We start from the raw sequence: 26,111 nt of genomic DNA, 5'->3' as shown, positions 1-26,111 counted from the left end.
CGCGGCGGCGCGGGGCCGAGCGCGAGGAAGACGTGATCGAACGCTCTGGCGCGTCGGGTCGAGTCACGGTACGGAGGAGTCATGGCGTACGAAATTCGTCCGATCGGAGTCGTGCGGTCGTCCTTGGCGGATAGCGCTCCGAAGCAGGGCGTCGAGGGCGCTCCGGACGCCTGGCTGACGTTCGATCCCTCGATGGCCGACGGCATTCGCGATCTCGCGGTCGGCGATGAGGTGTTCGTCCTCACTTGGCCGCACCTCGCCGACCGATCCGTGCCGGCCGTGCATCCGCGCGACGACCCGCGGAACCCGCTGACCGGCGTCTTCAGCACCCGTTCTTCCGGCCGGCCCCATCCCCTCGGTCTCCATCGGGTCCGGGTGCTCGCGATCGACGGGCTTCGTGCGGGTGGCCGATCTCGAGGCCATCGACGGCACCCCGATCGTCGAAGTGAAACCGGTCCTGGACGCGGCGCGCTAAGGCCTGGACTCCCACACGAAGCCGTCCGGGTCGGTGCAGGGCCCGGCATCGCCGCCGATGGCGAGCCGGTGCGACCCGGTGCCGTCGGGAGCGACGCCGGCGACCCTGGCGAGGGCACGACGCTTGTAGAGCGACAGCTTCACGGGACTCGGCGAACTGGCGAACTCGACGTACCTGCGGCCGTAGCTCTTGGTGACGGCGAGGCCGCGCTCGACGTAGAACCGCTTGCTCTCGGCCACGTCCGCGACTCCGAGCTGGAGCACGATCTCGTCGATCCGCCGGGTGGCCGGGCCGGTGTCCTTCTTCGCCGAGGACGCGACCGTCCAGATGGCCCCGTCCGGGGCCTGGACGACGCCGCCGTAGCCCCACAGCGACTTCGCGGCCGGCTTCAACGGCGTGGCGCCGGCGTCGAGGGCGGCGCCGATGAGGCCGTTGACGGTGGCCGGCTGGGACACGACGAGCGACAGCGTGAACCCGCGGAAGCCGGTCGTCGGTGCCGCCGAGGCCCGCAGGCGCAACCAGGCGAGCGAACCGAAGGCAGCGGTGTAGAAGCGGTCGGCCGCCGCGGGATCGGGCACCTCAAGGGTGACGAAGTCGATGGAAGGCATGGCTGTCACGCTAAGTGACAATCGGTGAGGCGCGCTTCTCGATTTCTGACCGGTCCGGCGGGGCCGTTCCGCGTGCTGTCCGGGCACGGCCGGACCGACGTCCACCGGCGCCCAGACGCCGGACGGTCAGCAGGCGGCGGCGCGCTGCTCCAGGAGGTCGCGTTCGCGGGCGTTGCGGGTCATCGCGGCGGCGCGCTCGAACTCCGCCCGCGCCTCCTCCCGGCGTCCCAGCTTGAACAGCAGGTCGCCGCGTACGCTCGGCAGCAGGTGGTAGCCCTTGAGCGACGGCTCGTCCACGATCTGGTCGACGAGGTGCAGGCCGGCCGCGGGGCCGTACGCCATCGACAGGGCGACGGCGCGGTTGAGCTCGACCACGGGGGAGCGCGACATCCTGGCCAGCTCCTCGTACAGGCCGGCGATCCGCATCCAGTCGGTGTCCTCCGGGTTGACCGCGCGGGCGTGGCAGGCGGCGATGGCGGCCTGCAGGGTGTACGGGCCGCGTGTGCCCGACAGCTCCTCGGCCCGGTCGAGGGCGGTAAGTCCACGCCGGATGAGCAGCCGGTCCCAGCGGGCGCGGTTCTGCTCCAGCAGCAGGACCGGCTCGCCGGACGGCCCCACGCGCGCCGCCGACCGGGACGCCTGGATCTCCATGAGCGCGACCAGGCCGTGCACCTCGGGTTCCTTCGGCATCAGGCCGGCCAGCACCCGCCCGAGCCGCAGCGCGTCCTCGCACAGGGCGGGACGCATCCAGTCGTCGCCGGCCGTCGCCGAGTAGCCCTCGTTGAAGATCAGATAGATGACCTCCAGCACGGCGGACAGCCGCCCGGCCAGCTCCGCCCCCTGCGGCACCTCGAACGGGATCCGCTCGTCGGCGAGGGTCCGCTTGGCGCGCACGATCCGCTGCGCCACGGTGGGCTCCGGGACGAGGAACGCCCGGGCGATCTCGTCGGTCGTCAGCCCGCCCAGCACCCGCAGCGTCAGCGCCACCCGCGAGTCCGTCTTCAGCGCGGGATGGCAGGCGGTGAACACCAGCCGCAGCAGGTCGTCCTCGATCTCGTCGGGCTCGGGCTGCCCCTCCCCGGTCTCAAGACGGTGCTCAAGACGGTGGCCCAGCTCGGCGAGGTTGCGCTGGAGGCGTTCGTTCCTGCGGATGAGGTCGATGGCGCGGCGCTTGGACACCGTCATCAGCCACGCGCCGGGGTTGCGCGGCACGCCGGACTCCGGCCACTGCTCCAGCGCCGCCACCAGCGCGTCCTGCGCCAGCTCCTCGGCCAGGCCGACGTCGCGCACCAGCCCGGCGAGCCCGGCGATCAGCCGGGCCGCCTCGATCCGCCAAACCGCCTCGATGGCACGATGGGTGTCGGAAGCCGTCACCGGCCCATGAGACCAGCCCGGCCCGCCCCCCGCAACCCGTCCCGGGCATGTCCTGTGGGTCATGCGGCCTGCGCCTGGTCGGACGGTGCCTGAACGCCCTGCTGGGGTGCGCGTACCGGCGAACGCGGTCGCCGGCTGGGTCGTGCACCTTGCTGTGCCGACCGGACGGCCGCCGGCACCACACCGATGGCCCTTCACCCCCGCGCGTCGGGCTCCAGGGCTCGATCGGGTCGGTCCTTCGCAAGAAGGTGTGCGAGGTCGTCGTGGTCCGAAGCCAGGACTGCCCGCACCATGGGACGGACGGCCGTCCTTGTGGCCGATAGTTTGCTATGTCGATGAAGCAGTTCTCCGGCACATCTGACTACGTTCAGTGTCTGTGAAGACACGATCTGATACTGCTCGATCGAGAATCGGCGAATCCGCCCCCAAGCGCGCCGCCATGGCAGGCATGCTTCTCCTGGGCATGGCGCCGGCCACGCTCCTACCGGCCCAGCCGGCTGCGGCGCAGCCGGTGCCGCTGGTCGAGGAAGACTTCACGGGAGCCACGGCGATCCCCGGGTTCGTGGCCGTGGGATCCGCCTGCCTGACCGGGGCACCGGCCGCCCCACCTCCCGGGCCGGGCAGCCACCCGCTCGCCGGATGCCCGGAGAACGCCGCGGGTCCCGTGCCGCCCACCGGCGCAGCACCGCACGGCTACCTCCAGCTGACCAGCGCCGACAACGACCAGACAGCAGCCGTCCTCTACAACGAGGCGATCTCGGCCGAACAAGGCCTGGACGTGACCTTCGAGCAGTGGCAGTACGGCAACACCTCGCCGGTGCCCGCCGACGGCATCTCCTTCTTCCTCATCGACGGCGCCGCCACGCTGGACCGGCCCGGCGCCTTCGGCGGCAGCCTCGGATACGCGCAGAAACTACCGGACGACGATCCCGCGAACCCGTTCGAACCCGGCGTCAACCAGGGCTACGTCGGCGTCGGCCTCGACGTCCTCGGCAACTACTTCGGAGACTGGGAGCAGCGTGGCCGCGGCTGCGCCGAGCGCTCACCCGCCGGCACGCAATTCCGCGACCCGGCTCCGGGGTCCAACATGGTGACGGTACGAGGGCCCGGGGACGGGATCGAAGGTTACTGCTTCCTGACCGCCACCACGAGCAACTTCACCACCACCGGCCCGTGGCCCTCGACGCTGCCGGGACAACTGCACGGACCCACGACGGCTCTGCCTGACGACCCGCAGGAGGCGCAGGCCGCGCTGGAGGTGTCACGCCGCACGGTGAACGTGCGGATCACCCCGGTGCCCGACCCCGTGCTGACCGTCTCGATCGACTTCAACGACGGCGACGGCATGCAACAGGTGCTGTCGACGCCCGCGCCCACACCGGTCCCCTCGACGTACAAGTTCGGGTTCGCCGCCTCGACCGGTCTCTTCACCGACGTCCACCTCATTCGCAACGTCGTCGTCCGCCCGGCCCTGGAACAACCGGCCTTGACCCTCACCAAGCGTGTCGCCGGGGGCTCGCCGCCCGACCCCGTGCCGGTGGGCACCACCGTGTCCTACGCGTACGAGGTGACCAACCCCGGCAACATGAACATCACCGATCTCGCCGTGAACGATGACGTGGCCGGCGTGGCGGACTGCGGGCCGCAGCCCACCACCCTGGACGTGGGCGCGAGCATCGTCTGCTTCGGCGATTACGTCGTCACCGAGGAGGACGCCGCGCGCGGCTCGGTCACCAACATCGCCACCGCCACCGGCATGGCGGACACGACCGAGGTGACCTCGCCGCCGTCACAGGTCACGATCGAGGTCGCGGAGCAGGAAGAGGGAGCGCTCGACCTGGTGAAGAGCGTCGGCGACTCCCGTCCGTACCGCCCAGGGGACAGGGTCGTCTACCGATACGTCGTCACGAACAACTCCACCAGCACGGTGAACGACGTGCGGATCGAGGACAGCCACGTGACGCGGGTCAGGTGCCGGACCACGACGCTGGCCCCCGGAGCCGCCACGACCTGCAGGGGCACCTTCATCGTGCCGGCAGGCACGGCGAGCGAGTGCGAGCGGCACGGCTGCCGCTTCTCCATCACCAACACCGCGGTGGCCAGAGCCGGAGACCTGGCCTCCGCCACAGCCACGGCCACGATTCGCGTGGTGCAGAAGCCGCATCACTGCCGGCCGGGGAAGAAACCGCACCACGGCACGAAACGGGAGTGTGGTCACGCGGGCCGGAGCGAGAGCCGCATGAGCATCGTCGATTCGACCGGCCTTGCGGCCGCTGCACGACATCGAGGAGTGACGACCACCTCACGACAGCGGCCGACGCCCTGACGATGTCCGGCCTTTCCCGATAGCCGCCGGCCGCCCGGGTCCACGGGAGTCGTCCCTTCCCGTACGGAGGGTCCGCTCCGGCCGAGCCTGGGCGGGCGACGGCCCTGACAGAACCACGTCATCACTACGTCATCGCCGCCCGCCTTCGACGCCACCGCCGATGCGCCGTGCCACGTCCGCCTGCCTTAGGAGGTCCCGTCGGCGCCGAGGCGCTCGCGCAGGGCCTTCTCGCGGTCGAGCTCCTCCGGCGGCAGCGACTCGTCCGGCACGTCGGAGGCGTCGAACACGCGCCACACGTCGAGCCCGATCCCCTCGTGCCCCGGCGGGACCGGCACGCGCAGGGCCCACTCGACGGCCTCCTCGCGCGACTTGACCTGGATCAGCCAGAACCCGGCGATCAGCTCCTTGGCCTCGGCGAACGGCCCGTCGATGACCTTCGACCGGCCACCGCTGTAGGCGATCTGCGCTCCCTCCGAGCTGGGGTAGAGCCCCTCGGCCGCCAGCAGGACCCCCGCCTTGGCCAGCTCCTCGTTGTAGGCGTGCATGTTGTCCACGAGCTCCTGGCTGGGCAGCGCCCCGGCCTCGGTCTCCGCGCTGGCCTTGCCCACGATCATGAACTTCATCGGTGTCGTCTCCTTCGTCCGCCGCCTTCGGGCGGGCTCGTCAACGCGTCGAACGACCGGCGGGCGGATCGACACGTCCCGCGGAAAAATCTGGCCGATTCCGGAGAAGGTACTCGACCCGGTTCCGGCCCGCCACCCTTCGACCCGGCTAGGACGCGGGCTCGTCGGCGAACCAGTTGCCGTGGAACCCCGCCGGGACGCCGCGCGGCAGGTCCACGGCCGCCACCGGCCCGGCGGCGAGGTCGGAGGCGTCGAGCACGAGCAGCCGGGACGCGCTCCCGTCGGCCGTGGTGGTGATGGAGAGCAGCCAGCCGTCGTCCTCCCTGCGCGGCCCTGAGGTCGCGGGCACGAAGACCGCCTCGCCGGTGACCGTCCACGGGGGCAGTGTGTGGCCGGTCACCGCCCCGCCGGACAGGTCGTACTTGACGATCTCGGTGCCGGTGACGGCGTACAGGTAGCGCGAGCCGCGGCCGACCAGTTCGTCGTCGAACGTCGGGAACTCCACCGCGCGGTCGTCCAGCGCCTGCTCACCGGCCGCGCCGGTCGCCGGGTCGAGCGTCCAGCGGTGCAGCCGGGCCGCGCCGGAGGGGGAGGCGGCCGCGGCGGCGGCCGGTCCCGCCGGGTCGTCCGTGCTGCCGGCCGTGTTCCACACGGCGGTGAAGTCGGCGCGGGCGTAGCGGGCGGCGTCGAGCACGATGCGTCCCGAGGCGTCCTCGTGGGCGTTGCCGACATGGAAGACGTAGCACGGATCGACGTCGAACCAGCGCACCGGGGCGTCCGGCCGGTCGTGCCGCATCACGCCGAGGCGCGCGCCGTACCCGTCGTCCCACTGGTACGGCATGGTCTTGCCGGCCAGTTCCGGCCGGAACGTCAGCGGCAGGTCGAGCCAGACCACGTGGTGCTCGGTGATGGCGAAGTCGTGCATCATCGTGCCCCCGGGGACGGTGATCTCACGGCTGTACGCCAGCTCGCCCGACGCGTCGAGCCGGTGGTAGGTCAGGTGGGGCGCGAACGCGCCGTACCCGAAGAAATGCAGTTCGCCGGTCACCGGGTCCTGCTTCGGGTGCGCGGTCATGGCGGTGCTGAGCCGCCCGCCGAAATCATGCGCGCCGACCGTGTCGAGCTCCGGCGTGACCTCGTACGGCAGGCCGCCCTCCTCGAGCGCGAGCATGCGGCCCGCGTGCTGGATGACGTGCGTGTTCGCGGACACGATGGACAGGTCGCGGGTGCCGTCCGGCGTGACCTCCGGCCGGCCGGCGAGATACCCCGTGCGGACCCACCGGTTGCGGTACCACTCGGCGCGGCCGTCGCGCAGCCGTACGCCGTGCAGCATGCCGTGGCCGAAGAACCAGTGGTCGGGCACCTCGCCCGGCAGCGGGTTGGGGCCGTTGCGGACATAACGGCCGGTCAGCTCGGGCGGCAGCGTGCCGGTCACGGGCAGGTCGGCGGCGTCGATCTCGTCTGCCACCGGGGCCAGGTGGCCAGTCATGTAGACGGGCGTCTGAGTCATGTCGAACTCCTCTCGGCGATGACCTGGAGTCTTACCTCTCCAATTGGACATGTCAATACGGATATATCCAATTGGAGGTGATAAGATCGGCGGCATGGCGCTGCGATACGCACTGCTCGGTCTGCTGGCGGAGCGGCCCGCGAGCGGATACGAGCTGGCGAAGGAGTTCGAGGGCGACCTCGGCCACTATGCCTGGCAGGCCGGGCACAACCGGATCTATCCGGAGCTGGCCCGCCTCGCCGACGAGGGCCTGATCGAGAGCGCCGAGGAAGGCGCGCGGGGCCGCCGCGTCCACACCATCACCGCCGCCGGGCTCGCCGAGCTGCGGGCGTGGCTGCTGGAGCCGTGGGAGGGCGGCGCGGTGCGCAACGAGGGGGTGCTGAGGCTCTTCCTGCTGTCCGCGCTCGACTCCGCCGACGCCCGGAAGATCCTCCACGCGATCGCCGCCCGCAGCGAGCGGGAGCTCGAACGGATCAGGGACGCCGTGTCCGGCGAGACGCCGATCTCCGGCGAGGGCCGCCTGGCCCTCGGCTGGCTCGCCGCCGGCTACGGCCTGCGCCAGTACGAAGCCTCCCGCGACTGGGCCGTCTGGGCCCTCGGCGAACTCGACAAGGCGGACCGCCGCTAGGCTCGTGCGCATCCAGGGGGCCGCCACGTCCCGATGGAGAACGACCCCGCAGCGGTCACCCGCGCGTTTTTCTCCTCGCCTGAGCCGGGCGACACCGCGAGAACGCGCAAGCGCGCGTCCCCGTGGTACGGGAACGCGCGCTTGTGCGGGGGACGCCCGCCCGGGGGCGGGCGCTTGTATGGGGGAGCAGAGCGCGCTCCGTGCGTGCGGAGAATGCGCGCTTCTGCGGGGGGAGAGAGCGCCGCGTCCCGTTGGTGTGGGACGCGGGCTTCATGTCGGGGGAGAGGCGCACATCCCCGTGATGGGGGGACGTGCGCTTCGGTGGGAGTGGGCGGCGTCCCCTCGTACGGGGGACACGCGCCTCGCGGGGGAACCGGTCAGGCGGCGTACTGCGGGTAGCCGTAGCCGACGACCTGCGACTTCGGCCGGACGCGCTCCTCGACCTTGCCGTTGCCGGTGTTGCCCTCGACCGTGGAGATCGTGCCGTCGCCGTTGTCCTTCACGACGAAGCCGACGTGGTTGATGTCGTCGAGGTCCTTGCTGCCGCTCCAGGAGAAGAAGACCACGGCGCCGGGCTGCACCTTGGTGCCCCAGCGGTCGTTCTTCTCGAACCACTTGGCGTAGGTGACGGTGTAGGCGTCCCAGCCGATGGCCGGACGGGCGCCGGAGTGCTCACCGACCCAGGACACGAACATCGCGCACCACGGGGCGTTCAGGTAAGCGGCGCGGTTGCCGCCGTCACGGTCGATGGTCTCGGCCGCGCGCTGCGAGGCGGCGTACCACTTCTGGTACGGCGTGCCGCCGCCGGCGGAGTTCTCGGAGGTGCCGACCTGGGACCTGGCCAGGTCGAGGACCTGCTGGGCGGTGACGCTGACCTTGGTCTCTTCGGACTTCTTCCCGGCCGGCTTCTGGGCGTTGTCCGGGTGGTTGGCGGTGACGGCCGCGGTGGCGGTCTTGACCGGCGCCGTCGTGGCTTCGGCGTTCGCTACGGCGGTGCCGCCGAGGACCGTGGCGAGGACGGACGTGCCCAGAGCGGCACGGGCGATGTTCTTCTTCGAGGCAGCGAGAATACGGTGCTTGGCCATCGAGCGGGTTTACTCCTTGCTTCCATGCCGCTTACCGGGTTAGCTGACGGGCTCGGGCGTGGAAGCTGCCCTACGGCACCGAAGTGCCGATTCGCCCCGAAAGGACTTGGGTCCCCGGTTCCGCCCGAAGGCGGATTCAGCGGTCACAGGACGATCCTGTGAGATGTGTCGTGCGATGGTCGGACAACGCCGGACAAACCGGACGTTCGCCGCAAGATGCCCCACAAGGTAATACATGGGGCAAGGGGATTACAACTCCATAAAGGCCCAGTCAGGCGAAAAGCCTTCGGGCGTCGGCCCGAACCCCCGGTATGGCAAGGGATGCGTCAAGGCGCAAGATCGGCAAATCGATCGGGCCTTGGGCCTGCGGCGACGCGGATGAGGCACTGACGAGAGCGCCGGGATGTCCCGCGTCCGGTTCTGTACAACCAGGCTCGCGCCGGGGTAATTCCCCGGCAACGAGATTTCCACGAGACCGTGTGCGCCACGGGGGCAGTGCAACACCCCGGTCGGCTCAGCCTCATGAAGTGCCCGTCAGGCGAGCTGCCCGCGGGCGTCGGCCAGAAGCCCCAGCATGGCCAGGGATTCGTCAAGGGGCATGATCGAGGATTCGGTCCTGCCCTCGGCCACTGCGGCGCGGACCTCGCGCAGCTCCCCGGCGTAACCGTTGTCCGCCGGATCGAGCACGTGCTCCTCCGGCTCCATGCCGGGGCCGGAGAGGACGATCCGCTGTGGCGCCCAGAAGGGCGCCGGGATGTCCGCCCGCATCTGCGTACCCACAACACAGGCCTGGTTGGGGTAATTCCCGAGCAACGAGGTGGCCACGAGGGCGTGTCTGCCGCCGGGGTAGAGCAATACGCCGGCCGCCTCCGCGTCAACCCCGCTGGGCGCGAGGGATCCGGTGACGTGCAGCCCCGTGGGCATGCCCATGAGCAGCTGGGCCAGCCCGAAGGGGTAGATCCCGAGGTCGAGCAGGGCGCCGCCGCCCAGCTCCGGCGCCCACAGCCGGTGCGCGGGGTCGTACGGCAGCGAGAACCCGAAGCTGGCCTGCACCGAGCGGATGTCGCCGAAGCGCGGGTCGGCGGCCAGGCGCTGGACGAGGGGGTTGAACCTCATCCACATGGCCTCCATCAGGAACACGCCCGCCTCGCGTGCCAGGCGCACCATCTTCTCGGCGTCGTCGAGGTCGGCGGCCAGGGGCTTCTCGCAGAGCACGGCCTTGCCCGCCGCGATCGCGGCCTCGGCCACCTGCAGGTGCTGGGCGTGGGGAGTCGCCACGTAGACCGCGTCCACGTTCGGGTCGGCGCACAGCTGCTCGTAGGAGCCGTACGCCGACTCCGCCCCCAGCTCGGCGGCCAGGACCTGGGCCCGGCCGAGGTCGCGGGAGCCGACGGCGGCCACCCGCATCCCCGGCTCCGCCACGATGGCCGCGCCCACGGTGCGGGCGATGCCGCCGGTCGCCGCAATTCCCCACGTGAAGTCTCGCACGCGGAAAATCGTACACCGAGGTAAAAATCAGGTCATGTTGAAGGCGTTGGGGTCGGGTCCGAGGCGCTGACCGCGGTTCATCGCGCTGATGGCGGCCATGTCCTCCTGATCGAGGACGAAGTCGAAGACGCCGATGTTCTCCTTGATCCGGGCGGGGGTCACGGACTTGGGGATGACGACGTGGCCCATCTGCAGGTGCCAGCGGATCACGATCTGCGCGGGGGTCCTGCCGCACTTGCGCGACAGCAGTTCCAGCGCCGGGTCCTCCAGCAGGCCGCGGCCCGAGCCGAGGGGGCTCCACGCCTCCGTCAGGATGCCGTTGGCCTCGTGGAAGGCCCGCATCTCGCGCTGCTGGAAGTACGGGTGGAGCTCGATCTGGTTGATGGACGGGGTGATGTCGGTCTCGTTCATGAGCCGGGTGAGGGCCTCGATCGTGAAGTTGGAGGTCCCGATGGCCTTGGCGCGCCCGTCACGGTAGATCTTCTCCAGGGCGCGCCAGGCCTGCACGTACTTGTCCTGGGCCGGCACCGGCCAGTGGATGAGGAAGAGATCGACGTAGTCGAGGCCCAGCCGTTCCAGGCTCTCGTCGAAGGCGGCCTCGGCGCGGTCGTGGTCGGAGTTCCACAGCTTCGTGGTGACGAACACCTTCTCGCGCGGCCGTTCGCTCTCGCGTACCGCGCGCCCGACGCCCTCCTCGTTGCCGTAGGCGGCGGCGGTGTCGACATGCCGGTAGCCGGCCCGCAGGGCGAGGCCGACGGCCTGCTCGGCCTCGTCGGCGGGGACCTGCCAGACGCCGTAGCCGAGCTGCGGGATCTGGACGCCGTCGGTGTTCAGCAGCAGCGAATTCATACCCTCCATTGTTCATGTCGCGTTTCTGGCCGCTTAAGGCGGTGGGGCTAGCTTGAAGCGGTCGTGAACGGGCCATCGACTGGAGGGCAGGAGTGGTCGAACAGGCGTCGGCCTGGGTGGAGTCCCCGCTCCAGATGCTGTGCGCCGTCGAGGCCCACCATGCCGGGCTGCTCGGCCCTGCGACGGCCATCGTGCCGCGCGCGGGGCTGCGGGCCCTGAAGGCCACGCGGCGTGAGCTGCGCCGCCTCGGGCTGCCCGAGGGGCTGGTGCTGAGCGAGCCGCGCGAGCGTATGCCCCGGCGTGTGCAGGCGGTGGGCGACGCCTTCTCCGGCCGTGTCCAGCTGCGCTGGCTGCTGTCCAAGCCCGGCCGCGTCGTCATCGTGGACGACGGGCTGGCCACGCTGCGGCTGCTGGAACTGATCGCGGACGGCCCGTACCGGCCGCTGCTGCGCGCCCGCGCGGAGGCGGGCCGCCTGCGCGCCGCGCTGGGTCTGGCCGCCGCGCTGCGGCTGCGTGCGAGCAGGGTGTCGGTCTTCACCGCCCTGCCGGTGGAGGCCGAGCTGGAGGCGGCCGTCCGCCGGGCCGGCGTCGAGCTCGTCCGGCACGACTTCGCCTGGCTGCGCGCCCAGCCGCTGAGCGCCGAGGGGCCCGCCGAGCGCACGGTCGTACTCGGCACCTCGCTCGTTCGCAACGGTCTGGTGCACCGCGACCATTACCTGCGCTGGCTGACCGACCTGGCCGCGCGCGAGCCGCTGGCGTACTACCCGCACCGCCGTGAGGACCCCGTGGACGTCGCGCTGATCCGGGAGAGTCCCGGCATCACCGTCCACGACGCCGGCGCGCCCGCCGAGCTGACGCTGCGCGGCCTCGACGCCGGGCAGCGGGTGCTCAGCCTGCCCTCGACCGCGATCACCTCGCTGCGGGTGCTGCTCAGCCCGCGCGGTGTCGCCGTCGAGCCCGTGGACGTTCCCGATGACTGGTGGACCAGCAGGGCGGCCCCCGCCCTGCGATCACATTTGACTGGAGTGTCTGGGTGAGAGTGCTGGCGGTCGCCGACTCCGACTCGTACTTGAAGTGGGCGGCCTGCCTGCTCGGTGACCTGCCCCCGGGCTGCGTGACGGAGCTGGCCGTGGTGCGCACGCCGATCGCCCCCTCGGGGGAGCAGATCGCCGCCGCCGTGCAGGGGCGCCCGGCGCCGCCGGTGTTGTCGGCCCGTTCCGTGCGGCGGCTGGCCGAACGGACCAGGCCCGACGTGATCCTCGTGGCCTGCACGGGCCCCGTCGTGGACATCCTGGTGGCCGACGTGCTGGCCGGCCTGCGGCCGCGGCCGGTGTTCGTCAGCGGGCTGCCGGGCATCTCGGTGCCGGCGACGGAGAAGGCGTGGTTGTTCCGCAGCGGCTGCGACCTGTTCGTGGTGCACAGCGAGCGCGAGGTGGCGGAGTTCTCCGAGATCGCCGCCCGGCTCGGCGGGGGAGGGGCGGTGGGCCTGGCCCGGCTGCCGTTCCTGCGCCCCGCGGGGCCCGCCTTCGAGGCGCCGGCGCGCGGCGGGAACCGGGTGGTGTTCGCCACCCAGGCCAAGGTGCCGCGCCCGCGCGAGCAGCGCGAGAGCATCCTGCGCGTGCTCGCCGAGCTGGCCGCCGCCCGCCCCGACCTCGACGTCGTGGTCAAGCTCCGCGCCCTGGAGGACGAGCGCCAGACGCACAAGGAACGTTTCCACTACCAGCGGTTGTGGCGGGAGATGGGCGAGCCGGGCCGGGTGGAGTTCGCCACCGGGTCGATGCACGACCAGCTCACGCGGGCGGCCGGGTTCGTCACGGTCAGCTCCACGGCCGCGCTGGAGGCGATCGCGCTCGGCGTGCCGACGCTGGTGCTCAGCGACTTCGGCGTCAACGCCGAGATGATCAACCTGGTGTTCGAGGACAGCGGCCTGCTCGGCACGCTCGACGACCTGGCCGCCGGGAGGTTCCACACCGCCTCGCCGGCGTGGTGCGCCGCCAACTACTTCCACCCCGCCGAGCGCAGTGACTGGACGGGGCTGCTGACCGGCCTGGTGATCTCCCACTCGCGCACGCCGGCCAGGTCGCTGCTCGACGGGCCCGAGCACGCGGCCGCGCGGCGCAGGGCCCGGCTCCGGGTGGAGGTCCCGCCGAAGATGCTGCGGGTGGGATACCGGGCCAAGCGCCGCGTGCGCCGCTACCTCAAAGCGCTGACCTGAGCTTCCTGCCGATCCGGCTGAGCGCGCCGGGCTTGGGCTTCGGCTCGGCCCTGGCCGCCGGGACGGCGAAGCCGAGCGCCTCAAGGCGCTTGCGCTTGAAGTAGCGCGGATCGAACGCGATCTCCGCCGGCCGCAGGTCCGGATAGGCGTCGGCCTGCATGCAGTAGCCGACCGCGCGCACCAGCGCGGGCAGGTCGACGGCCGGCGGCCGGTCGATGTGCCCCTCGTCCGACAGCCGGGGCAGCAGGGCGTCGACGATCGTGACCGGGATCCGGTTGCTGTTCTCGTACGGCGTCAGCCGCTCCAGCACCAGCTCGGTGCCGTACGAGGCGACCGGCAGCCCGAAATAGCGCTGGGCCGTCACCAGCGCGGTCGAGAAGCAGCCGGTGACCAGCTCGGGCCGCAGCGCGGCGAAGCACACCTCGGCCGGCACGCTCTCCCCGGCCACCGCCAGCCGCACCCCGATCCGGTCGGCCGCGGCCCGCATGAGCTGGGCGTGCCGGCGCCCGGCGGCCGGGTGCGGTTTGAAGACGACGCTGGTGTAGCCGCGGGCGGCCAGCGCCGCGAGCATCGTGTCGTGCAGCCCGGCCTCCTCCTCCGGCGTCACGATGTCGAGCGCCGACAGGTATTGACCGAGGATGAGCGCCTGCCCGGCCAGCATGTCGGGGGCGGTCGCGGTGACCTCGTCCACGACCGCCAGGAACCGTTCGGCGGGCAGCACCTCGGGGGCGACGCCGTACTCGCTGAGCAGCAGCGGCGTCAGGTCCGGCACGAGGTCGAGGTGGATGAGCCGTTCTATGCGGCGGAAGATCTCAGCCGGCAGCGGGTCGCGGGTGGGGCCGTAGCTCATCAGCCCGTCGGAGTAGACCGAGATCGGGCAGTCGCGCACCAGCCCCGCGATCGTGCGGGCCGGCGCCACCGCGATCGACTCCAGCACCAGCTCCTCGACGTCCTCCAGCCCCCACACCGCGCGCAGCAGCCGCTCCATCATCGGCACCTCGATGACGCGGGCCCGCCAGTCGGACGGGTGCAGCGGCGCGATGAGCTCGTTCCAGGAACGCACCTCGTCGAAGCGCGAGCGCAGCACGGCGAAGCCGGGGGTCTGCTCCAGCGGCGTCGCCACCTCGGGGACGGCCGCGTTGTTCGACACGATCAGCACGCGGCGGCCGTCGCCGAACCGGCCGTCGTCGATGGCGGCCGCCAGCGACATCACCCCGAACAGCGTCGAGGCGTAGAAGACCTTCATTTACGTCTCCTCCCGGTCCCGGCGGACCCGGACGTGCGGGCTGGGGGGCAGGTCGGGCAGCACAGGCCGCAGCGCGGCTTCACGTTCCGCGGACATCCGCGCGACCGAGCCGGCCACCAGCTCCACCGGCAGCGCGCGCAGCATCTGCGCGCCGCGCTCCTCGAAGCGGGCGCGCAGCTCCGGCGTGAACCGGTCGCCGAGCTCCAGGTGGTGGCCGAGCAGCGCGCAGAAGTTCCGCACCGCCTTGGGCAGGAAGCGCGGTTCCACGTCCTTGAAGACCAGCTCGAAGGCGTCGAAGAAGTGCAGCTGGCGTTCGTCCCCCACCTGGGTGAGCGACCCCGCCACCATCCGCCGGTAGAACACCCCGGCCAGCGACACCACCGCGAACGAGGCCGCCTCCTGGTGCAGCCGCCAGATCCACGGCCGATCCTCCGCCGTGTGCAGCGAGCCGGGGAAACGCAGCAGGTCGCCGAGCGAACGCCGGTAGATCCCCGCCCAGGCGTACGGGTAGTCCACCATGGTCCGCACGTCGGCGGGCAGGATGGCGTCGCAGGGGTCGAGCACCGCGCCCCGCCGCGCCGCCGGCGCGCGGTGCACGACCCGCTTACGGCCCTCGACCTGCACGTGGTCGGCGCGGACGAAGTCGCAGCCGAGCCCGTCGATGGCCTCGACGAGCCGTGTCAGGTAACCGGGGGCGAGCCAGTCGTCGCCGTCCATGAACGTGACGTACCGGCCGGTCGCGGCCGACAGGCCCGTGTTGCGCGCGTCCGCCAGCCCCACGGGGGAGGGGTTGCGCACCACGGTCAGCCCGGGCAGCTCACCGGCGAAGTCGGCGACGACCTCACCGGTGCCGTCCACGGACCCGTCGTCCACGACGATGAACTCGAAGTCGTGCCGGGCGTTGCGGCACAGCGAGGTGAGCGCGTCGGCGATGTACCGCTCGCCGTCCCGCACCGGCACGACGACCGAGAGGGTGGTCAAAGTGAATGTCTCCAGGGGTTACGGACTTGTCTAGACGGTCACCCGGCGAAGGCGGGCCTTCGGAGCCTCCTCGCCGGGGAAGACGCGCTTGACGCCGTCGCCCATGGCCTGCTCGATGATCCGGATGTCGCGGACCAGGTGCTCCAGCCCCGACGGCTCCAGTGAGGCGGCGTGGTCGGAGCCCCACATCGTGCGGTCGAGCGTGATGTGCCGCTCCACGGTGACCGCGCCGAGCGTGACCGCGGCCAGCGAGATCTGCAGGCCGCGCTCGTGCCCGGAGTAGCCCACCGGGACGCCGTAGCGCTCCTTGAGCGTGGTGATCGTGCGCAGGTTGGCCTCCTCGGGAGGCAGCGGGTACGTCGACGTCGCGTGCATCATGATCAGCCTGTCGGTGCCGAGGATCTCGACCGCCCGGTCGATCTCCGACAGCGTGGACATGCCGGTCGACAGGATGATCGGCTTGCCGGTGGCGGCCAGGGCGCGCAGCAGCTCGTGGTCGGCGATGCTGGCCGAGGCCACCTTGTGCACCAGCACGTCCATCTCCTCCAGGAACTCCACGGAGGGGACGTCCCACGGCGAGGCGAACCAGTGCAGCCCGCGCTCGTCGCAGTATTTCGCGATCTGCCGGTACTCGTCGCGGCCGAACTCGGTGCGCTCCTTGTACTCCAGGTACGTCATCTCGCCCCACGGCGTCTGACGGATCTGGCCCTTCTGCTCCTCGGGCACGCAGATGGCGGGGGTGCGCTTCTGGAACTTGACCGCCTGGCAGCCGGCGTCGGCGGCCACGTCGATGAGGCGCCGGGCGATGTCGAGGTCGCCGTTGTGGTTGATGCCGATCTCGCCGATGACGTACACCGGCTCGCCGTCGCCGACCAGCACGTCGCCGATCGGCACCGGCGCGAAGCGGGGCCGGGCGCGGACCGGCGCCACCGGGGCGACCGGCGTCGCGGCCGTCTCCGGCCGGGCGGCCAGCACGCGGTCGCCCAGCTCGCGCACCGCGCCGGACCCGCCGGGCCTGGTCAGCACCACGCGGGCCGCGGCGCGCGCCTTCGGGTGGGCGTCGGGCGTGGCGACCGGCCAGCCGACCTCGGCCATCGCGCCCAGGTCGTTGACGTCGTTGCCGACGTAGGCGACGCGGGCCGGGTCGAGGCCCTCGATCCGCAGCCACTCGCGCAGCGCGGTGCGCTTGTCGGACAGGCCCTGCAGCACCGGCACACCGAGCTTGAGCGCGCGGGCGGCCACCACCGGGTTCTGCTCGGTCGACATGACCAGCACCTTCACCCCGGAGCGCTTCAGCAGCGAGACGCCCATCCCGTCGGAGCGGCTGACCAGCACCATCTCGCGGCCGTCGGAGTCGACGTAGGCGCGGTCGTCGGTGTGCACACCGTCGAAGTCGGTGACGACGGCGTCCACGTCGATCGGCTCGGGCTGGTCGACGAACGGGGCCAGCGCGCGCACCAGTTCGAGGTCCTCCGGCCGGTCGATCTCGATGGCGTGCTGCGGCGGCACCGGCTGCACGGCGATCGTGCCGAAGAAGCGGCGGCCGTGCTCGCGCAGGCCGGAGGTGCGCATGACGTAGAAGGCGCCGTTCTCGCGGAACTGCGGGTCGAGCTCCTGGCGGCGCTTCCTGACGGCCGGGTCGTGGTTGACGCCGGCGCCGGCGGCCGTCCACAGGAACTCGTGCGTGGGCAGCCCGGACACGACCGAGTCGGCCTCGCCGTCCAGCACCTTGCGCACCGCGGCCGACAGGGTCTCGGGGTCGATGAACGCGCTCGTGGCCTGCACCAGCACGACCACCTCGGGGTCGGCGCCGAGCGCGTCGAGCGCGTGCAGCACGGCCGACTCGCTGGAGGCGGTGGGGCCGCTGAGCTCCTCGGGACGCTCGACGACGGTGGCGCCGGCCTGCTCGGCGGTCTTGGCGATCCCGGCGTGGTCGGTGCTCACCACGACCTCGTCGACCAGCTCGGCCCGCAGGCAGGCGCGCACCGCCCTGGTGACCAGCGGGACGCCCCCGACCAGGGCGAGGTTCTTCAGGGGTACGCCCGCCGAACCTCCGCGGGCGGGAACTACGGCCAGGACTCGCACGGTGTTCTTCTCCTCAGTGCATCGGACAGCACCCAGAAGCTAGATGGCTGGATTGAACGGCCAGCGTCACCGTCATTAACTTTCCATGGGGATCCGGTAGAGCAACTCTGGCCGGCCCACGCCGCCGTACCTCGGGACGCGTACCGCCATCCCCAGCTCCACCAGGTATTCCAGGTAGCGGCGGGCCGTCACCCTGGACACCCCGACCATGTCGGCCACGCCCTGCGCCGCCATCCCGTGCGGGTGCTCGCGCAGCCGCGCGGCGACCGCGTCGAGGGTGTCGCGCGCCATGCCTTTGGGCAGCTCGGAGCTGCCGCGCAGGGTGCCGAGCACCCGGTCCACGTCGCCCTGCCCGACCGCGAGGCCCGCCTCCTCCTTGAACCGGGCGTAACGCTGCAGCTTCTCGGCCAGTGTCGCGTACGTGAACGGCTTGAGCAGGTACTGCGAGACGCCCAGCGACACCGCCGAGCGCACCATGGCCAGGTCGCGCGCGGAGGTGACGGCGATGACGTCGCACATCAGCCCGCCCGCCCGCACCGCCCGGCACACCTCCAGGCCGTGCATGTCGGGCAGGTTGAGGTCGAGCAGGATCAGGTCGACCGGCCGGCGGCGCAGGAAGCGCAGCGCCTCCCCGCCGGACCTGACCACCCCGGCGACCTCGAAGCCGGGCACACGTTCCACGTAGATGCGGTTGGCCTCGGCGGTGATCTCCTCGTCCTCCACCACCAGCACGCTGATCTTCTCAGGGATCATCGCGCCGGCTCCGGAACGGGCAACCGCACGGTGAACACGGAGCCGGTCACCTCTATGGTGCCGCCGAGCCGCCGCACCGCCTGCCCGACGAGCGCCAGGCCCAGCCCGTGGCCGTCGCCCTTGGTCGTCCAGCCCTTCTCGAACGCCGCCGGATCCGTCAGACCCGGCCCGTCGTCGGCCACCCGGATCACCACGCCGTGCTCGTCGCCGCTCAGGTGCACCTCCACCCGGCCGGCCGCGTCGATCGCGTTGTCGATCAGGTTGCCCACGATGGTGACCAGCTCGCGCGGGTCGAGGCCGAGGTCGTCGAGCTCGCTGTCCTCGCTGATCAGCAGCTCGCCGCCGCGCTCGGCCGCCTCGGCGCTCTTGCCCAGCAGCAGCGCGGCCAGCACCGGTTCGCGTACCGAGCCCACCACGCGGTCGGTCAACTCCTGGGCGGCCCGCAGCTCGGCCGTGCCCAGCGCGACCGCCTGCTCGGTGCGGCCCAGCTCCACGAGCGTGATGACGGTGTGCAGCCGGTTGGCCGCCTCGTGCGCGGCCGAGCGCAACGACTCGGCGAAGCCGCGCTCGGCGTCGAGCTGGCCGGTCAGCGCCTGCAGTTCGGTGTGGTCGCGTACGGTGACCACCGTGCCGAGCCGGCTCGGCGCGGTGCTGACCGCCAGCACCCGGTCGCCGACCAGATGCACCTGCTCCTCCTCGCCGCTCAGCACCACCTCGCCCAGCGGGGCCAGGCCGAGCTCGGACACGTGGCGGCCCTCGGCGTCGGCGGGCAGGGCGAGCAGCTGCCGGGCCGCGTCGTTGCACAGCGTCAGCCGGCCGTCCCCGCCGACCAGCAGCAGGCCCTCGCGGACGGCGTGCAGCACCGCGTCGTGGTGGTCGTGGATGCGGCCCAGCTCGACCGGCCCGAGCCCGTGCGTCTGGCGGCGCAGCCGTACGGTGACCAGCCACGTGCCGGCCGCGCCCAGGGCCAGCGCGAGCGCCACGATCAGCCCGCCCCAGGCGAGCTGGTCGCGCAGCCGGGCGCTGATCCGGTCGATCGTGATGCCGGCGCTGACCAGTGCCCGCACCCGGCCGTCCGCCACGACGGGGGTGACCGAGCGCTTGGAGGGGCCGAGCGTGCCGGTGTAGGTCTCGGTGAACGTCTCGCCGGCCAGCGCCCGCCCGGTGTGCCCGAGGAACCGGCGGCCGATCTCGGCCGGGTTCGGGTGGGTGTAGCGGGTGCCGTCGGTCCGCATGATCGTGATGAAGTCGACGCCCGTGGCCAGGCGCACCCGTTCGGCGTACGGCTGCAGGCGCGCGCTCGGGTCGGGGTCGTCGAGGGCGTCGGCCACGTCGGGCGAGGCCGCCACGCTGACGGCCACGGCCCGCGCCGTGGCGCCCGCTTCCTCGGTCAGCAACTCGTGGGCCTGCACCAGCGCCAGCACCGCGCCGCCCGTCGCCGTGACGGCGACCACGAGCAGCTGCAGCACCAGCATCTGGCCCGCCAGACTCCAGCGCCGCATCTGGGGACCTCTCCGTGAACGAAACTTACGCAATGGTGACCTGCATCACTCGTGAGGCGCATAGTCGCACATCAGAAGGTCCCTCCAAAACCTGCTGAAAGACAGTGCCATGCGTGATCGCACCCGATATCTCTACCTGGCCGTCATCGTGGCGGTCCTGCTCGGCATCATGGTCGGCTTCCTCTGGCCGGACGTCGGCACGGCCCTCAAGCCGCTGGGCACCGGCTTCGTCGCGCTGATCCAGATGGTGATCGGCCCGATCATCTTCTGCACCATCGTGCTCGGCGTCGGCTCGGTGCGCCAGGCCGCCAAGGTCGGCAAGGTCGGGGGGCTCGCCCTCGGCTACTTCATCGTCATGTCCACGGTAGCGCTGATCATCGGCCTGCTCGTCGGCAACCTCATCGACCCCGGGGCGGGGCTGCAGCTGACCGACAGCGCCCGGCAGGCCGCGGAGACGGCCGCGGCCGAGGGCGGGGAGGCCAGCACGGTCGACTTCCTGCTCGGCATCATCCCCAAGACGCTGGTGTCCTCCCTCACCGAGGGCTCGGTGCTGCAGGCGCTGCTCGTGGCGCTGCTGGCCGGGTTCGCGCTGCAGGCCATGGGGCCGAAGGGCGAGCCGATCCTGCGCGGCATCGAGCACCTGCAGCGGCTCGTGTTCCGCATCCTCGCCATGATCATGTGGGCGGCCCCGGTGGGCGCGTTCGGCGCGATGGCGGCGGTCGTGGGCGCCACCGGCATCGAGGCGCTCAAGAGCCTGGCCATCATCATGATCGCCTTCTACGTGACGTGCGTGCTGTTCGTCGGCGTGGTGCTGGGCACGATCCTGTGGGCGGTCGCCCGGATCAACCTGTGGTCGCTGCTGCGCTACCTGGGCCGCGAGTTCCTGCTCATCCTGTCCACCTCGTCGTCGGAGACGGCGCTGCCGCGGCTCATCGCCAAGATGGAGCACCTGGGCGTGAGCAAGGCGGTGGCCGGCATCACGGTGCCGACCGGGTACTCGTTCAACCTCGACGGCACGGCGATCTACCTGACCATGGCCACGTTGTTCATCGCCACGGCCACCGGGTCTCCGCTGGAGTTCGGGGAGCAGCTCGCGCTGCTGCTCTTCATGATGATCGCCTCCAAGGGCGCGGCGGGCGTGACAGGCGCGGGCCTGGCCACACTGGCCGGCGGCCTGCAGGCGCACCGGCCCGAGCTGGTCGACGGCGTCGGGCTCATCGTGGGCATCGACCGGTTCATGTCCGAGGCCCGCGCGCTGACGAACTTCGCCGGCAACGCCGTGGCCGCGGTCCTCGTGGGCACCTGGACCGGCGAGTTCGACCGGGAGCGCGCCGGGCAGGTGCTGGCCGGGCAGGCGCCGTTCGACGAGGCCACGCTGCTCGACGACGACGAGCCGGAGCGGCGCGAGCCGGCCAAGGAGATGACGCCCGCCTGAGCGGAGCGGCGCCTTCACGGCGGGGCCGGGGTCTCCCGGCCCCGCCGTCCCGTCGAGTGGGGTGCTCAGGAGGCGGTTCAGGAGGCGGTTCAGAAGGCGGTTCAGGAGGCATCGTCCGGTGGGGCGGTGGGGAGGCGCAGGACGAAGCGGGCGCCGCCCTTGCAGTCCTCCACGCAGATGTGGCCGCGGTGCGCCTGGATGACGTCGCGGGCGATGGCCAGGCCCAGCCCGGTGCCGCCGGCGTCGCGGCTGCGGGCGGCGTCCAGGCGGGTGAACCGCTCGAAGATGCGCTCACGGTCCTCCACCGCGATCTCCACGCCGTCGTTCTCCACCGCGAGCACCGCCTGGCCGCCCTGTCTGCCGACCGTGACCCGGACCGTGTGCTCGGCGTGCCGCTGGGCGTTGTCCAGCAGGTTCGTCAGGACGCGGGCCAGCTGGAGCCGTACGCCGTCGACCACCACGCCCTGGTCCAGGTCCACCCGCACCGGCAGCTTGTCGTTCCTGACCTTCAGCTCCGCCCGGACGAGACCGGCCAGGTCGATGCGCTCCCTGGCCGCGTCCACCCGCGAGCCGATCCTGGCCAGCAGCAGCAGGTCCGTGATGATCGCCTCCAGCCGGTCGGTGTCGCGCAGCGCGCTGTCCACCAGCTTCTGCAGGTCGGTGTCCTCCGGGTAGAGCTGGGCGCTCTCCAGCTGGGCGCGCAGCCCGGCGATCGGCGTGCGCAGCTCGTGGGAGGCGTCGGAGGCGAAACGGCGCTGCTGCTCGGCTGAGCGTTCGAGCCGCTCCAGCGTGCCGTTGACGGACCGGGCGAGCTGGGCCACCTCGTCGTCGCCCGGCGGCTGGGTGACGCGGCGGCTCAGGTCGCCGGCGTGCACGGCGTCGAGCTCGCCGCCCATGATCCGCACCGGCCGGAGCGCGCGGCCGGTGATCAGCCACGTGGCCCAGCCGGCCAGCGCGATGAGGACGGCGATCTCCGCGTACACGACGATGTCGACGACCCGGGTGGCGAGCATCTCGGGCGTCCTGCGGCCGGCGTAGACGACGGGGGAGTCGGCGTTCATGGAGACCCGGACCGCGGTCAGGTGGACGCACTCGGTGGGCAGGCAGCTGGTGGTGTTGACCACGCGGTGGCGAGCCCCTGGACGTACCTCGCTGAGCGGCGGCATGTTCCTGGCCGCGTCGCTGGTCGCGAGGAACCGGCCGTCGGGCGCGACGACCTGGATCAGGTCGACGGACGGGTGCGGCACCGGGATGGACGAGCCCAGGGGGAGCGCGCCGCCCCGCATCTCGAAGGCGACGCGTTCCGCGGTGTCACGGGTCTCGCTGTAGACGCTCGCCGTGACCAGGGCCCGGGACACGGCGATGCCGCCGACGCCCACGGGGATGAGCACGAGGGCGGCGACGGCCGTCGCGATGAGGGTGACGCGGACACGCAGGGACCGGGCCCACCGGGGTGCCACCCCCCGAGGTTACCGAGCGTAATTGCAGGTATTTGTCCGGTAAAGGAAAAGTTTCGGCCAATCGTCAGCGTTGTACCCAGACGGCGGTGTCTGGGGGAATTGCCCCATTGGCGGCCAGTGGCCCGCTGGCCAGGAGCACCTCGCCGGGCACGCTGACGGGCTCCTCGCCCGTGTTGAGCACGACGACCAGCCCCGGATCGCGCTCGATCATCAGCACGTCCCTGGGGGAGTCGAGCCACTTCAGCGTGCCGCCGCCGAGCGCCGGGTGCCTCTTGCGCAGCCGCAGCGCGGCCCGGTAGAGGTTCAGCGTGGATTCGGGGTCGTCCTGCTGGGCCTCGGCCGACAGCGACGCCCACGCGGCCGGGATCGGCAGCCATGGGTCGCGCCAGCCGAGGTCGCCGGAGGACGTCCACGGGATCGGCACCCGGCAGCCGTCACGGCTCTCGCCGCGGCGCTTGAACGCCGGGTCCTGGCGCAGCTCGTCGGGCAGGTCGAGCACCTCGGGCAGGCCCAGCTCCTCGCCGTTGTAGAGGTAGGCCGAGCCGGGCAGCGCCAGCATCAGCAGGGTGGCCGCCCTGGCCCTGGCCAGGCCGCCGTGGCGGGTGACGTGGCGGGGCTTGTCGTGGTTGGACAGCACCCACGTGGTGGGCGCGCCGACCAGCTCGGCCTCCTTCAGCGAGTTCTCGATGACCGTACGGAACGACTTGGCGTGGAAGTCGGCCATCATGAACTCGAAGTTGAACGCCTGGTGCAGCTCGTCCGGGCCGACGTAGCGGGCCAGCCGCTCGGGCGAGGAGACCCACGCCTCGGCCACCGCCATGCGCCCGCCCGGGTAGGAGTCGAGGATCGGCCGCCACTCGCGGTAGATGTCGTGCACGCCGTCCTGGTCGAAGTACGGCACGATCTCGTCGCCCAGCATCTCGGCCTGCGGGCCCTCCTTCACGCCCACGTCGGGCAGCCCGTCGGCCTTGATCATGCCGTGTGCCACGTCGATCCGGAACCCGTCGACGCCCCGGTCCAGCCAGAAGCGCAGGACGTCGCGGAACTCGGCGCGCACCTCCGGGTTCTCCCAGTTGAGGTCGGGCTGCTCGGGGGCGAACAGGTGGAGGTACCACTGCCCGTCGGCGACCTGCGTCCACGCCGGGCCGCCGAAGATCGACTCCCAGTCGTTGGGCTTGTCGCGGAAGACGTACCGGTCGCGGCGCTCGCCTCGCAGGGCCTGCCGGAACCACGGGTGCTGGTCGGAGGAGTGGTTCGGCACCAGGTCGACGATGACCCTGATGCCCTTGCCGTGGGCCTCGGCGACGAGCGCGTCGAAGTCGGCGAGCGTGCCGAAGATCGGGTCGACGTCGCGGTAGTCGGCCACGTCGTAGCCGCCGTCGGCCATCGGGGAGGTGTAGAAAGGGCTCAGCCAGACGGCGTCGACGCCCAGGTCGGCGAGATAGCCCAGCCGCTCGCGCACGCCCTCCAGATCCCCCATGCCGTCGCCGTCGGCGTCGGCGAAGCTGCGAGGGTACACCTGGTACACGACGGCGTCGCGCCACCAGTCGTCGTTGCCGAGCATGGTTGTCCTTCCCCCGGATGACCCGAGTTGTCGGGCGATGGTCTGGTGCAGGATCGCGCCTTGTCCGGCGAACGGTCAAGCGCAAGTTGCGGAAAGTTGCAGGCAGAGGGTACCTGGTCTCGGGCGAAGGCCGTCTTGGCGTCGGCCTTGCCGGGCTTTACCACGGGCTTGACCTGGGCGTGATGCCACATCCCGGAGCTTCGCCGAGTGTGTGGCGCGTCACATGGCGATCACGCTACGGTGGCGACTGCCGAAAGTCCGTTCCGATTCAACTAGATAGTGGTGTGCTCGCATGAGGTTGCTGTCCGTGGCCCTGGTCGCTTCGCTTCTTCCTGCCGTCCCGTCAGTGGCCCAGGCGCAGACGCACGCCAGGGCGGGCACGACCTACTACGTCGACTCCCGGGCCGGAGACGACGCGGCGGCCGGTACGAGCGCCGACACCGCGTGGAAGACCCTCGCCCCCGTCAACGCCGCCGACCTGAAGCCGGGTGACACGGTCGCGTTCAAGCGGGGCAGCGGCTTCACCGGCCCGCTCACCCTGGAGGCGAGCGGCACCGCCGCCCAGCCCATCGTGATCAAGCCGTACGGCACCGGCCCGCTGGCGAGGATCAGCGGCAAGGACGACGACTGCGTGATCGTCAAGGGCGACCACTGGCGCGTCAGCGGGCTGCGCGCCTCGGGCTGCCGCTGGGCCGGGTTCCGGCTCGACGGCGACCGGAACGAACTGTCCGGTGTGCACGCCGACCGCAACATCGCCGGCGTCCACGTCACCTACTCCGGCTCGCGCAACACCGTCCGCGACAGCGTCCTGGCCGACAACAACCGGATGAGCGTCAACGACGAGGGCGGCGACGACGACTCCGGCGCGTTCGGCGTGCTGCTCAACGGCGACGACAACGTGGTGACCGGCAACACCATCACCGGCAGCTTCGCCAAGAGCAAGGACTACGGCGCAGACGGCGCGGCGGTCGAGGTCTACAACGGCGACCGCAACCTCATCACCCACAACGTCGCCAGGAACAACGAGACCTTCACCGAGCTCGGCGCGAAGAAGGGCAAGACCGCCTCCGGCAACGTCTTCGCCTTCAACGTCGTCACCTCGACGCGCAGCCGCGGCTCCTTCCTCATCACCCGCGGCCCGCGCCACATCGTCGGCCCGGTCAACGGCACGGTCGCCGTGCACAACTCGGTCTACCTGCCGGCCCGCGACACCATCGGCTGGTCCTGCCACGACGGCTGCGCGCCGTCGATCCTCAGGCTGCGCAACAACGTCATCGTGGTCGGCGGCGAGGCCGGCTGGGAGGACGGCAAGGGCGCCGACGAGGCCGGCAGCGTGTACAAGGGCCGCAGGGCGAGGTTCGCGCTCGGGCCGAAGTCCGTCATGGCCGACCCGCGCTTCTTCGCCCCGAACGATCTGCGCGTGCGCCCGGGCTCCCCGGCGCTCGGCCGCGGCGTGGCCCTCACCCACGCCTGGTACGGCGGCAAGGCCTTCGCCAAGGACGCCTCCGGCAGGCCGCTGGCCGGCGCCCCGGACGCGGGGGCGTTCCAGCACTGAGCATCTAGAGTGAACGGCGTGCTGGAAGAAGACCTTCGCAGGCCGCTGGTGCGGCAGCTCGCCGAGTCCGACGCGCCCCGCCACTACTGGCATCTGGGTGGCGGCAACGGCCGGGCCTGGCTGTTCGAGAGCGTCGAGGGCGACGGCGAGCACTGGGCGGTCCGGCAGGTCGAGATCGGCCCCGGCCCGGACGGCCGGGTCGCCCACCGCTACTGGTGGCGCCACCTGTACGACGAGCACGGCTTCCTCACCGACCAGCCGCTGGAGATCTGGGAGCTGAGCGAGGTCACCGCGGAGGCGTTCGAGGCCGTCTGGGAAGCCGCCGGCTGAACTGTCGAATCCGGGACAC

21 protein-coding genes, 1 pseudogene and 1 riboswitch are annotated in these 26,111 nt (G+C 71.6%); of the genes and pseudogenes, 8 read left to right on the top strand and 14 right to left on the bottom strand.

The annotated features are described in order from the left end of the window. Nucleotides 1-81: 81 nt before the first annotated feature. Nucleotides 82-333, top strand: a pseudogene (locus ACIBP6_RS15655) (tRNA (N6-threonylcarbamoyladenosine(37)-N6)-methyltransferase TrmO); the annotation flags it as partial. A 138-nt stretch (nucleotides 334-471) separates the two neighbouring features. Here ACIBP6_RS15655 and ACIBP6_RS15650 read toward each other — a convergent pair. Beyond that, nucleotides 472-1,083 (bottom strand): glyoxalase, encoded by a 612-nt coding sequence (locus ACIBP6_RS15650; RefSeq protein WP_397052624.1) that lies wholly within the window; start codon nucleotides 1,081-1,083, stop codon nucleotides 472-474. Between the two features lie 126 nt (nucleotides 1,084-1,209). Then, the gene (locus ACIBP6_RS15645) at nucleotides 1,210-2,457 is read right to left on the bottom strand and encodes an RNA polymerase sigma factor (protein WP_397052622.1); all 1,248 of its coding nucleotides are present in this window, start codon (nucleotides 2,455-2,457) and stop codon (nucleotides 1,210-1,212) included. A 448-nt stretch (nucleotides 2,458-2,905) separates the two neighbouring features. Between ACIBP6_RS15645 and ACIBP6_RS15640 the strand changes: the two genes are divergently transcribed. Further along, complete coding sequence (locus ACIBP6_RS15640) at nucleotides 2,906-4,783, top strand: DUF7507 domain-containing protein (protein ID WP_397052620.1); 1,878 nt, start codon at nucleotides 2,906-2,908, stop codon at nucleotides 4,781-4,783. Between the two features lie 185 nt (nucleotides 4,784-4,968). On the opposite strand, the gene ACIBP6_RS15635 is transcribed toward ACIBP6_RS15640, so the two are convergent. Together ACIBP6_RS15635 and ACIBP6_RS15630 are read right to left on the bottom strand one after the other, a co-directional pair. Further along, nucleotides 4,969-5,406 (bottom strand): YciI family protein, encoded by a 438-nt coding sequence (locus ACIBP6_RS15635; protein WP_397052618.1) that lies wholly within the window; start codon nucleotides 5,404-5,406, stop codon nucleotides 4,969-4,971. Nucleotides 5,407-5,554: 148 nt separating this feature from the next. Then, nucleotides 5,555-6,916, bottom strand: a complete 1,362-nt coding sequence (locus tag ACIBP6_RS15630) for a carotenoid oxygenase family protein (RefSeq protein WP_397052616.1) — start codon at nucleotides 6,914-6,916, stop codon at nucleotides 5,555-5,557. 94 nt (nucleotides 6,917-7,010) lie between these two features. Here ACIBP6_RS15630 and ACIBP6_RS15625 point away from each other — a divergent pair, with 94 nt between their 5' ends. After that, nucleotides 7,011-7,544, top strand: coding sequence for a PadR family transcriptional regulator (locus ACIBP6_RS15625; protein ID WP_397052614.1), 534 nt, complete (start codon nucleotides 7,011-7,013; stop codon nucleotides 7,542-7,544). Nucleotides 7,545-7,921: 377 nt separating this feature from the next. Here the strand turns inward: ACIBP6_RS15625 and ACIBP6_RS15620 are convergent, their stop codons facing one another. From ACIBP6_RS15620 to ACIBP6_RS15610, 3 genes are all read right to left on the bottom strand, one after another. Then, nucleotides 7,922-8,629 (bottom strand): CHAP domain-containing protein, encoded by a 708-nt coding sequence (locus ACIBP6_RS15620; protein WP_397052612.1) that lies wholly within the window; start codon nucleotides 8,627-8,629, stop codon nucleotides 7,922-7,924. A gap of 13 nt (nucleotides 8,630-8,642) precedes the next feature. Next, a riboswitch (cyclic di-AMP (ydaO/yuaA leader) is annotated at nucleotides 8,643-8,781 on the bottom strand. A 382-nt stretch (nucleotides 8,782-9,163) separates the two neighbouring features. Next, entirely contained in the window at nucleotides 9,164-10,117 is a 954-nt protein-coding gene (locus tag ACIBP6_RS15615) for a Gfo/Idh/MocA family protein (protein WP_397052610.1), read from the bottom strand. A gap of 27 nt (nucleotides 10,118-10,144) precedes the next feature. Beyond that, entirely contained in the window at nucleotides 10,145-10,966 is an 822-nt protein-coding gene (locus ACIBP6_RS15610; RefSeq protein ID WP_397052608.1) for an aldo/keto reductase, read from the bottom strand. A gap of 92 nt (nucleotides 10,967-11,058) precedes the next feature. Between ACIBP6_RS15610 and ACIBP6_RS15605 the strand changes: the two genes are divergently transcribed. Next, entirely contained in the window at nucleotides 11,059-12,003 is a 945-nt protein-coding gene (locus ACIBP6_RS15605; RefSeq protein ID WP_397052606.1) for a hypothetical protein, read from the top strand. Continuing rightward, nucleotides 12,000-13,181 carry a DUF6716 putative glycosyltransferase gene (locus ACIBP6_RS15600; protein WP_397052604.1) on the top strand — a complete coding sequence of 394 codons (1,182 nt, stop codon included), beginning with the start codon at nucleotides 12,000-12,002 and terminating at the stop codon, nucleotides 13,179-13,181. Before ACIBP6_RS15605 ends, ACIBP6_RS15600 begins: the two co-directional genes overlap by 4 nt. Here ACIBP6_RS15600 and ACIBP6_RS15595 read toward each other — a convergent pair. The 5 genes from ACIBP6_RS15595 to ACIBP6_RS15575 form a co-directional block, all read right to left on the bottom strand. Continuing rightward, nucleotides 13,165-14,427 carry a polysialyltransferase family glycosyltransferase gene (locus tag ACIBP6_RS15595; RefSeq protein WP_397052602.1) on the bottom strand — a complete coding sequence of 421 codons (1,263 nt, stop codon included), beginning with the start codon at nucleotides 14,425-14,427 and terminating at the stop codon, nucleotides 13,165-13,167. The two genes, ACIBP6_RS15600 and ACIBP6_RS15595, sit on opposite strands and share 17 nt — an antisense overlap. Beyond that, nucleotides 14,428-15,408 (bottom strand): glycosyltransferase family 2 protein, encoded by a 981-nt coding sequence (locus ACIBP6_RS15590; protein WP_397052600.1) that lies wholly within the window; start codon nucleotides 15,406-15,408, stop codon nucleotides 14,428-14,430. A gap of 30 nt (nucleotides 15,409-15,438) precedes the next feature. After that, nucleotides 15,439-17,493: an N-acetylneuraminate synthase family protein gene (locus ACIBP6_RS15585; protein ID WP_397052598.1), complete on the bottom strand. Its 2,055-nt coding sequence runs from the start codon at nucleotides 17,491-17,493 to the stop codon at nucleotides 15,439-15,441. 75 nt (nucleotides 17,494-17,568) lie between these two features. Continuing rightward, nucleotides 17,569-18,246 (bottom strand): response regulator, encoded by a 678-nt coding sequence (locus tag ACIBP6_RS15580; RefSeq protein ID WP_397052596.1) that lies wholly within the window; start codon nucleotides 18,244-18,246, stop codon nucleotides 17,569-17,571. Then, on the bottom strand, nucleotides 18,243-19,748 hold the full coding sequence (locus tag ACIBP6_RS15575; protein ID WP_397052595.1) for a sensor histidine kinase: 1,506 nt from the start codon (nucleotides 19,746-19,748) through the stop codon (nucleotides 18,243-18,245). Before ACIBP6_RS15575 ends, ACIBP6_RS15580 begins: the two co-directional genes overlap by 4 nt. A 109-nt stretch (nucleotides 19,749-19,857) precedes the next feature. Between ACIBP6_RS15575 and ACIBP6_RS15570 the strand changes: the two genes are divergently transcribed. Beyond that, a complete protein-coding gene (locus ACIBP6_RS15570; RefSeq protein ID WP_397052593.1) occupies nucleotides 19,858-21,183 on the top strand; it encodes a cation:dicarboxylate symporter family transporter in 1,326 nt (441 codons plus the stop codon). A gap of 101 nt (nucleotides 21,184-21,284) precedes the next feature. On the opposite strand, the gene ACIBP6_RS15565 is transcribed toward ACIBP6_RS15570, so the two are convergent. Further along, nucleotides 21,285-22,643 carry a sensor histidine kinase gene (locus ACIBP6_RS15565; RefSeq protein ID WP_397052591.1) on the bottom strand — a complete coding sequence of 453 codons (1,359 nt, stop codon included), beginning with the start codon at nucleotides 22,641-22,643 and terminating at the stop codon, nucleotides 21,285-21,287. A gap of 64 nt (nucleotides 22,644-22,707) precedes the next feature. Further along, nucleotides 22,708-24,207, bottom strand: a complete 1,500-nt coding sequence (locus ACIBP6_RS15560; protein WP_397052589.1) for a glycoside hydrolase family 13 protein — start codon at nucleotides 24,205-24,207, stop codon at nucleotides 22,708-22,710. Between the two features lie 292 nt (nucleotides 24,208-24,499). Here ACIBP6_RS15560 and ACIBP6_RS15555 point away from each other — a divergent pair, with 292 nt between their 5' ends. Both ACIBP6_RS15555 and ACIBP6_RS15550 read left to right on the top strand, forming a co-directional pair. Then, nucleotides 24,500-25,762 carry a NosD domain-containing protein gene (locus tag ACIBP6_RS15555; protein ID WP_397052587.1) on the top strand — a complete coding sequence of 421 codons (1,263 nt, stop codon included), beginning with the start codon at nucleotides 24,500-24,502 and terminating at the stop codon, nucleotides 25,760-25,762. An 18-nt stretch (nucleotides 25,763-25,780) separates the two neighbouring features. After that, nucleotides 25,781-26,092, top strand: coding sequence for a hypothetical protein (locus ACIBP6_RS15550; protein ID WP_397052585.1), 312 nt, complete (start codon nucleotides 25,781-25,783; stop codon nucleotides 26,090-26,092). Nucleotides 26,093-26,111: the final 19 nt, after the last annotated feature.

The sequence above is a fragment of the Nonomuraea terrae genome (assembly GCF_044465245.1).
In the GTDB taxonomy this organism is placed as follows: domain Bacteria; phylum Actinomycetota; class Actinomycetes; order Streptosporangiales; family Streptosporangiaceae; genus Nonomuraea; species Nonomuraea terrae.
This window is presented reverse-complemented; position numbering and strand designations above follow the sequence as displayed.